This is a genomic window from Microcoleus sp. S36b_A4, from assembly GCF_036700645.1.
GTDB lineage: Bacteria > Cyanobacteriota > Cyanobacteriia > Cyanobacteriales > Microcoleaceae > Microcoleus.
The window spans coordinates 1-1582 of the sequence record NZ_JAUBPI010000215.1; the positions used below are offsets into that span (position 1 = coordinate 1).

General features: G+C 43.4%; 1 protein-coding gene. It reads left to right on the forward strand.

Annotated elements, in window-relative coordinates; all coding sequences use genetic code 11:
- The first annotated feature begins 249 nt into the window (after positions 1-249).
- Positions 250-1569 (forward strand): IS4 family transposase, encoded by a 1320-nt coding sequence (locus QUA03_RS28840; RefSeq protein ID WP_333217145.1) that lies wholly within the window; start codon positions 250-252, stop codon positions 1567-1569.
- Positions 1570-1582 lie beyond the last annotated feature (13 nt).

The following is a 1582-nucleotide window of genomic DNA, read 5'->3' on the forward strand; positions in this document are numbered from 1 at the left end:
TAATGGCGGGCGATCGATAGTAATGGCGGGCGATCGATAGTAATGGCGGGCGATCGATAGTAATGGCGGGCGATCGATCCCGGGTTGCACCACAAGTACATGGCAGCGTTGCGGCGAGCGAGAGCGATGGCGAGCGTTGGTACGATCGAAGGATATAATTGACAAATAATTGAGCGATTGTGTAGGTCAGTAAATATGGCTAAAAGTCAGAAAACCAACCGTGACCACGCCAAAAAAACTACAAAACCGATGGTGGAGGACGAGGAGATTGCCTCACAACTATCGGCGTTACTAACACCGGCGATTACCTCACAAGAAAATTACTACCGCCAACTAGGTTTACGAGGGAGAATTCTTAACCTACCGTTGATGGTAGCAGCGGTATTAACCCTGCTATGGCGAGATGTAGCGGGAGTAACAGAGCTCACAAGAATGCTGGCAAGAGAAGGTTTTTTATGGTGCCGACCTACGACAGTTAGTCAACAAGCTATGTCTCAAAGGTTTCTAAGTTTTCCCGCCACATTATTTGAGGGAGTCTTTAAAAACTTATTGCCAAGTTTAAGAACTGCTTGGTACCAGAGAAAACAACGACCCCTACCAGAAAGCATTCAATTTGCCTTGACCAAATTTTCGAGAATTTGGATAGTAGATAGTTCAACCCTCGAAGCATTGTTTTGCAAGCTCAAAAGCCTGGAAGATGTACCTAAAGGGCAGTTGGCAGGGAAAATGGCAACAGTTATAGATTTAATGACCAGGCTCCCGGTTGATATTTGGTTTCAGGAAAACCCAAGAGCTTCTGATGTTAAGCTTGAAGAAAACATCCTGCAATTAGTACCAACTAAAACCTTACTCTTACTGGATCGAGGATTTTACCATTTTAGCTTTTGGCTGAAATTAATTGAACGAGATATCCATTTAATTACTCGTTTAAAAAAAGGAGCAGCCATTCAAGTAGAGCGAGTATTTACCAAAAGTTACGACCTGAAAGATAGTCTGGTACGCTTGGGTTCAGGAACAGCAAGAACTCCATTTATTACCTTGCGTATGATTGAAATTCGTTCGGGTAAAGCTTGGCATTCTTATTTGACAAGCGTACTAGATCCTCAAGTGCTGCCACCCTACGTCGTGGCAGATTTATATCGCAGGCGTTGGAGAATTGAAGAGGCTTTTAATACCGTAAAAAGGCTGTTGGGATTAAGCTATTTGTGGACGGGTTCTCTCAACGGGATTCAGTTGCAAATTTGGGGAACATGGATATTTTATGCAATTTTGGTCGATTTAAGTGATGCCGTTGCCGATCGACTATCTTTACCAATAGATTCGATTTCGTTAGAGATGATTTACCGGGGTCTTTACCATTTTTATGTGGCCCGCCAACAAGGTAAGGCAACTGACCCTATCGAGTATTTCGCTGCGCCTGAAAATCGAGATTTAGGTATTGTTAAAGCTCAACGAAAACCCCATGTTAAGTTAATTGTTGCACCTTTTCCCGATCGACAGCGAGGGTCTGACTACTTTTTCTTTGAAGCATCTTCTCAAATCCCCTTGACAACTGCCATCCAAGCTTAACTTGTTACGAATG

Coding starts and splice junctions, on each gene's coding strand:
- QUA03_RS28840 (WP_333217145.1), top strand. CDS start 250: ATGGTGGAGGACGAGGAGATTGCCTCACAACTATCGGCGTTACTAACA.